Source organism: Amphibacillus sp. MSJ-3 (assembly GCF_018919165.1).
GTDB lineage: Bacteria > Bacillota > Bacilli > Bacillales > Amphibacillaceae > Amphibacillus.
Map to the genome: position 1 here is coordinate 23,992 of NZ_JAHLQM010000029.1, position 6,680 is coordinate 30,671.

Below are 6,680 nucleotides of genomic sequence, written 5' to 3' on the forward strand. Positions count from 1 at the left end.
GTGAACTTTTTATAAATTTAGTAACCCTTTACTTGTTAGACAATCAAATGATACGATAGACTGAGACAGATGAGGTGAACAAAGATGATTTTAATGCAAATAAATCAATTAGTGAAGCACTTTGGTGCTGAAACTATATTAAAAAATATTAAACTTGAAGTTAAGACTCACGATCGGATTGCCATTGTCGGCCGAAATGGTGCTGGTAAGTCAACACTTCTTAAAATTATGGCAGGACAATTACCTTATGATGAGGGTGAAATTCATCGTGTTAAGGATATGACCTTAGGCTATTTGGACCAACATACTGGTCTAGAGACCGAAGAGACCATTTGGAATGAGATGCGTAGTGTTTTTCATTCCCTAATTCAAGAAGAAAAAGCCTTGCGTGAGATGGAATTAGAGATGGGTAATCCTGATTTAATTGCCGATACTGAACGATATCAGCAGTTATTAAATCAATATGATCAACGCATCGTTGACTTTAAAGCACGTGGTGGTTATCAATATGAATCTGATATCCAAGCTGTTTTACATGGGTTGAATTTTTCAAACTATGATTTTAATACACCAATTCTTGAGTTGAGTGGTGGGCAAAAGACGAGACTGGCTCTCGGGAAACTCTTACTTTCTCGACCGGACTTATTAATTTTAGATGAACCGACAAACCATTTAGATATAACAACTTTAAACTGGCTTGAGCAATTTTTGAAAGGCTACCAAGGTGCTGTTGTAATTGTTTCACATGATCGATATTTTCTTGATAAAACCGTTGATATTGTCTATGAAATCTCACATAGGCAGTCTAAGAAATATCATGGTAACTATACAAAGTATTTAGAACAAAAGGCATTGGATTATCAACGTGAACTTAGAGCATTTAATAAACAACAAGCTGAAATAAAAAAGACGGAAGATTTCATTCAGAGAAACCTAGTCCGGGCCTCAACAACTAAAAGAGCCCAAAGTAGGCGAAAACAGCTCGAAAAAATGGAACGAATTGATCAGCCAAAGGGAGAGGAAGCATCTGCTTCATTTCATTTTGATATCAAGCAGAGAAGTGGGAATGATGTATTAAGAGTTAATCATTTAGCCTTTCGTTACCCTGGTGAAGATCAATTTGTTTTTTCACAATTAAACTTTAAAGTCAATCGACAAGATCGAATAGCTTTAGTTGGTCCTAACGGTGTAGGGAAAACAACTTTGATAAAAACAATTATCGGGGATTATCAAGCCAGTCATGGAGAGATTATCCTCGGTACAAATGTAGAAATAGGTTACTATGATCAAGAACAAGCCAAGCTTCATTCTAATAAAACTGCTCTAATGGAGCTGTGGGATGACTATCCTCAAGTGAATGAACAAGAAATTCGTACAATATTAGGAAACTTCTTATTTTCAGGTGACGATGTATTAAAGCCTGTTTCGACACTAAGTGGAGGCGAAAAGGCTAGATTGGCTTTGGCCAAGCTTATGATGCAAAAAGCAAACTTGCTAATTCTAGATGAACCGACAAACCATTTAGATTTAGATAGTAAAGAAATACTCGAAGCTGCCTTAATTAATTATCCTGGAACAATTATATTTGTATCTCACGATCGCTATTTTATTAATGAAATTGCTACGCATGTCATTGAACAGGCCCAGGATGGGGTCACTGTTTATTTAGGTGATTACGATTATTATGTGGATAAAAAACAAGAAACAGCGGAAATTGAAGCTTTAAATCAACAAGAAAGTAATAAGCCCATCGATAGGACAGTCGTTAAAACGAACTACCATGAGGAAAAGTTAAAAAAACAGGAAGCTCGTAAACGTATGAGAAAGATTGAAGAGATTGAGCAGCAGATTGAGCAATTAGAAACAATAATTGCAAATAACGATGCCCTGCTAATTAAACCTGAGGTCTATCAAGACCATCAGAAAGCCTTAGAAATAACGGAACACAATCAACAGCTTAACGAGCAGATTGAAGGATTAATGGAAGTGTGGGAAGCTCTACAAGAATAAGCTTCCCCACTTTAATAAGCTTTATACTTCCAGCCAAGGTTTTGTGAAGGGTTTACAGACAGTTAATCTACGATCAGAATTTTTCCTTAATAAGAAGCTTGCTGGTGATCAGAGGTTTTGACTCACCAGCAAGCCTTTTTATTTTTTAACGATGATAACTTTTATCCACAGGAAGAAGTTTAAATTAGCGGTTATAAAGCGACTTATCCACATTATCCACAGGTTATCCCTATCTTATCCACCGTTTTTGTGCACAGTTTATTTGTTGTTTTCATTGAATTTGAAAAAGTTACTCACATACTTGTGGATAAGATGTGAGTAACTTTTTTATCTAGAACCATAAGCCTCTAAATCTAAAGCGGGATTTGCATTCATTGCCCAGTCTGTTTTTATCCCTTTTTGATAAGCAATCATCCCTGCCGCTCCAATCATTGCAGCATTATCTGTACAAAGGCGAAGTGGTGGGATTGATAATTTTATTGTCTCTTTACTAAATCTATCTTTCAAAGCATGGCGTAAACCTGTATTTGCAGCGACACCACCAGCGATGATCACCTGCTTAACCTGATATTGTTTAGCAGCTCGATAGGTTTTCTCCACTAACACCTCTACAACACTGGCTTGGAAACTTGCGGCTACTTCTTCCTTCTTTAATTCGATCCCTTTTTGCTTAGCATTGTGTAATGTATTAATAACAGCAGATTTCAATCCACTAAAACTAAAATCAAATGAATCTTCCTCCAACCAAGCGCGGGGGAAATCCAATGTATCTGAGCCCAGTTGAGCAAGGCGGTCAATCTCTGGGCCCCCCGGGTAAGGTAAACCCATTGTCCGAGCAACCTTATCGTAAGCCTCACCTGCTGCATCATCACGTGTTTCACCTATAACTTCAAATTGCCCATGTTCACGCATTAAGACAAGTTCTGTATGTCCACCGGAAACAACTAAAGCAAGTAATGGAAACAAAAATTCCTCTTCTAATCTGTTTGCATATATATGTCCTGCAATATGATGAACACCAATTAATGGCTTTTGATGGGCAAAAGCCAGTGCTTTAGCTGTATTAACTCCGACTAGTAGAGCACCAACTAACCCTGGCCCTTCTGTTACAGCAATCGCATCCATTTCATCAATTGACATCTTCGCTTGATTAAGCGCTTCTTCTAAAACAAGTGTTATTTGCTCAACATGGTGTCTTGAAGCGATTTCTGGTACAACACCGCCAAAGCGCTTATGACTCTCTATTTGTGAAGCAACAACATTTGAAATAATCTTTTGGCCATCCTCAATAATAGCAACTGCTGTCTCATCACAACTCGTTTCAATCGCTAATATATATTTGCTTTGATTTTTTTTCATAATTTCACCCACATAACAATCGCATCTTCATTATTATCAGTATAGTAGTTTTTCCGTATTCCCGCTGGCTGTAATCCAAATTTTTTATAAAGTCCTTGTGCTTGAGTATTTGATTTTCTAACCTCTAATGATAAATTAGCAGCACCTTTGATCATCGCCCTTTTTAGCATATATTGAAATAACAAGGTTCCATAGCCCTTGTCTCGATAATTGGGGTCAATTGCGATATTCGTTACCTGCGCTTCGTCGAGGACTAACCAAATCCCACAAAAACCAATCATCTTATTTTGCTTCTCAATCACAAAGTAATGGGCAAAGTCATTTTCAATTAATTCTCTTTTATACAAATTTTTTGACCAAGTTGTCGTGAATGATTTTTTTTCAATCTCCTCTACTTGATCTAAATCCCTTAATTCCATTGGTCGGATCATCACGTCATCCATCTTGTTTACCCTCTTGTTCAGCCAACCACTTTGCCTCTGCTTCCACTAACCTCAAATAACTTGGGACTAGCTGGTGAACATCCTCTCCTGGTCGCTTCTTCCCTGCAAGGGCAAGTAAGCCAGGGCGTGTCACATGAAAGCCTTTAGGCATGAAGATCGCCTTTTCCCCTAGTTTTTCAATTATCATATCTTCAAACTGCTTTAAATCAGGGCTCACAAAGATAATTTTTTTGGATATTTCAGCTAATTTATCAAGCCAATCAACCATTAAAATATTTTGATCATTGATCACTATCTGTCCGTTACTATCATATAAACCAGTAAACACTAAGTCCCTTCTAGCGTCAATGAAAGGGCAGACTGAATATCCCCTTCCCTGGGCCTGTAATGATAATATTTCCAAACTAGAAATACCAACAATCGGTATCTTTAATGACCAGGCCATTGCTTTGGCTACGGATAAACCAATTCTTACACCTGTGTAAGAACCAGGTCCCTTTGCTACAACAATTTTACTCAAATCCTCTGGCTTCACTTCAGCATTTTTTAATAGTTGATCGACAGCAGGCATTAAACGTGCGGAGTGTTTATTTTTATTAACCGAAATGTACTCTTCAATCACTTGTTCATTCTGATACAAAGCAATTCCAAGTGCATCGTTTGATGTATCTATCGCCAAAATCGTCATTTCATTAGCTCCTCGCAAACTTTTTCAAAAGAAGGACCTTTGGGTTTTAAAGTGACTAAACGTTCTTCTCCACTTAATTTCTCTATGACAAGGTCTAGGCGCTCTTCAGGTAAAAATGGCTCAATAAATTGGGGCCATTCCACTACCGTGATACCCCCATCATGAAAGTACTCATCAAAGCCAATATCCTCTTCACTGTTTTCAAGACGATAGGCATCAATATGATGAAGTGGGAGCAGGCCTTGATAACTCTTAACTATTGTAAAAGTTGGACTATTAATCGTTCGTTTTACGCCTAAAGCTTCACCTATTCCTTTAGTAAAGGTTGTTTTTCCTGCACCAAGATCGCCTGTTAATGTGACCACATCATTGGGATGCAATAATAATGCTAACTTTCCGGCTAATTGTTTTGTTTCTAATTCCGTCTTTAGTTCTATTGTTTCCATATAACCACCCTAGTTCCGATGAACATAACCACTTGCTTGAAGTTGCCTTTTTTCGTCATCTTTCATTATAAAAACCTTACCATTGTTATGTTCTTCATCTTTTACTATCCCAATTTTTTTAATTGGTGTATTTGTTTTCTTTGCTATCTCTTTTACATAAGTCCATTGATTAGGGGCAACCGACCCAAGCAATTCAAAATCTTCTCCACCATTTAGAATATGATTTACTTGTTCCTCACGTGAAAATTGTTTTAGTGCATCTGAGATAGGAAAGTCCTCTACTTCTAAATAAATAGTAAGCTGGGATGCTTGGGCTAATTCATTTACCTCCCTAGATATTCCATCACTAATATCATTCAGCGCAAGGCGGTCAATCGACGCTAATCCTTTAGCAAATGCTACTCTTGGACTTGGTCTGCGATGCCGTTTTATTAAATAGTCCCTATGATTAGATTCTAATTTAATATTATCATTCAATAAAAGTTCCAGTCCAGCAGAAGCATCACCTAAGGTACCTGTTACAAAAATATAATCCCCTGGTCGCATCAGAGTCCGATATCGCGCTTTATTAGGGGCAACCGCTCCATTAATTGTAACTGATAAAACAAGTTGTTCGCCAATAACTGTATCCCCTCCAATCAAATCAAGTTGATATTCAGTTGCGATTGTGTTTAATCCTCGGTAAATTTCTTTTAAGTCACTATCATGCCAATCCTTTGGTACTACAATAGAAATCAGATATGATATTGGGTCTGCACCCATTGCAGCCATATCACTTATATTAGCAGCCAAAACACGATAACCAATGTAATATGGATCCATCGTTTTTCTTGAAAAATGGATCCCATCGACAAATGTATCAACAGCAGTGACAATGTCTTGATAAGGCTGACGGAATACAGCCGCGTCATCACCAATTCCCTTTATAATCGAATGATTTCGGTATGTTTTTTGTTTTATGGAATCAATAAACTCAAATTCATTCATATGATTAAACACCCTTTCATCAATTATTCCTATCATAGCAAAAGATTTCACTAATAGAAATGGGGATTCACAAAAGTATCTATATATTTAATGTCAATTAGCTTCTTTTTGAAATAAATAGTTCTACTCTAATTAATCTAATTAAGATCGGGCAAACAAAAAAACTGTTTTTTCTCATTCGTTGTAGAAAGGAAAAAACAGTTTGGCTTTTATATTTATGGCGGTCCGGACGGGACTCGAACCCGCGACCTCCTGCGTGACAGGCAGGCATTCTAACCAACTGAACTACCGGACCTATTCTTATGTATTATCTATTAACAAAAAAGCTTCAAAAAAAAGGATGACAGCTTGATTTGATAAGTGAAATATAATTTGGTTGCGGGGGCAGGATTTGAACCTACGGCCTCCGGGTTATGAGCCCGACGAGCTACCAGACTGCTCCACCCCGCGATAATAAAAAATATTAAATTTTTGCTCCTGTTTAATACTTAAATGACTGTTCGTCGTATTGTTAGTATTTCAAGGATGCTTGCACTCCTCACAAAGCCTACATTTGATGTTTTCTCTTGATGCTTTTCGGCTTTGCTCTACCCCGCGATAATAATAGGGGGACAATTTAGATTTCTGACTTAGCGACGTCCTACTCTTGCAGGGAAAACCCAACTACCATCGGCGCTGAAGAGCTTAACTGCTGTGTTCGGTATGGGAACAGGTGTGACCTCTTCGCTATTGTCACTAAATCATGAT

At 37.6% G+C, this 6,680-nt stretch carries 6 protein-coding genes, 2 tRNA genes and 1 rRNA gene; 1 reads left to right on the forward strand and 8 read right to left on the reverse strand.

Annotation, left to right across the window (positions count from 1 at the left end; translation table 11 throughout):
- The first annotated feature begins 84 nt into the window (after positions 1-84).
- Complete coding sequence (locus KQI76_RS09285; RefSeq protein WP_216400035.1) at positions 85-2,010, forward strand: ABC-F family ATP-binding cassette domain-containing protein; 1,926 nt, start codon at positions 85-87, stop codon at positions 2,008-2,010.
- Between the two features lie 327 nt (positions 2,011-2,337).
- Here the strand turns inward: KQI76_RS09285 and tsaD are convergent, their stop codons facing one another.
- The 8 genes from tsaD to rrf all read right to left on the reverse strand — a co-directional run bounded on the left by tsaD (position 2,338) and on the right by rrf (position 6,673).
- Positions 2,338-3,369 carry a tRNA (adenosine(37)-N6)-threonylcarbamoyltransferase complex transferase subunit TsaD gene (gene tsaD, locus KQI76_RS09290; protein ID WP_216400036.1) on the reverse strand — a complete coding sequence of 344 codons (1,032 nt, stop codon included), beginning with the start codon at positions 3,367-3,369 and terminating at the stop codon, positions 2,338-2,340.
- Positions 3,366-3,812 carry a ribosomal protein S18-alanine N-acetyltransferase gene (gene rimI / locus KQI76_RS09295; RefSeq protein WP_216400037.1) on the reverse strand — a complete coding sequence of 149 codons (447 nt, stop codon included), beginning with the start codon at positions 3,810-3,812 and terminating at the stop codon, positions 3,366-3,368. Before rimI ends, tsaD begins: the two co-directional genes overlap by 4 nt.
- On the reverse strand, positions 3,805-4,500 hold the full coding sequence (gene tsaB, locus KQI76_RS09300) for a tRNA (adenosine(37)-N6)-threonylcarbamoyltransferase complex dimerization subunit type 1 TsaB (protein WP_216400038.1): 696 nt from the start codon (positions 4,498-4,500) through the stop codon (positions 3,805-3,807). The genes rimI and tsaB overlap by 8 nt, the downstream gene beginning before the upstream one ends.
- A complete protein-coding gene (gene tsaE / locus KQI76_RS09305; protein WP_216400039.1) occupies positions 4,497-4,946 on the reverse strand; it encodes a tRNA (adenosine(37)-N6)-threonylcarbamoyltransferase complex ATPase subunit type 1 TsaE in 450 nt (149 codons plus the stop codon). Before tsaE ends, tsaB begins: the two co-directional genes overlap by 4 nt.
- Positions 4,947-4,955: 9 nt before the next feature.
- Positions 4,956-5,933, reverse strand: a complete 978-nt coding sequence (gene thiL, locus KQI76_RS09310) for a thiamine-phosphate kinase (protein WP_216400040.1) — start codon at positions 5,931-5,933, stop codon at positions 4,956-4,958.
- 218 nt (positions 5,934-6,151) lie between these two features.
- Positions 6,152-6,228 (reverse strand) — tRNA-Asp (locus tag KQI76_RS09315).
- A gap of 78 nt (positions 6,229-6,306) precedes the next feature.
- Positions 6,307-6,383, reverse strand: a tRNA-Met gene (locus KQI76_RS09320).
- Between the two features lie 177 nt (positions 6,384-6,560).
- Positions 6,561-6,673: ribosomal RNA gene (gene rrf, locus KQI76_RS09325) — 5S ribosomal RNA — on the reverse strand.
- Between the last annotated feature and the right edge of the window lie 7 nt (positions 6,674-6,680).

Bases quoted from the DNA above. Each gene is read 5' to 3' on its own strand.
- KQI76_RS09285 (WP_216400035.1), top strand. From the start codon at position 85: ATGATTTTAATGCAAATAAATCAATTAGTGAAGCACTTTGGTGCTGAA.
- tsaD (WP_216400036.1), bottom strand. From the start codon at position 3,369: ATGAAAAAAAATCAAAGCAAATATATATTAGCGATTGAAACGAGTTGT.
- rimI (WP_216400037.1), bottom strand. From the start codon at position 3,812: ATGGATGACGTGATGATCCGACCAATGGAATTAAGGGATTTAGATCAA.
- tsaB (WP_216400038.1), bottom strand. From the start codon at position 4,500: ATGACGATTTTGGCGATAGATACATCAAACGATGCACTTGGAATTGCT.
- tsaE (WP_216400039.1), bottom strand. From the start codon at position 4,946: ATGGAAACAATAGAACTAAAGACGGAATTAGAAACAAAACAATTAGCC.
- thiL (WP_216400040.1), bottom strand. From the start codon at position 5,933: ATGAATGAATTTGAGTTTATTGATTCCATAAAACAAAAAACATACCGA.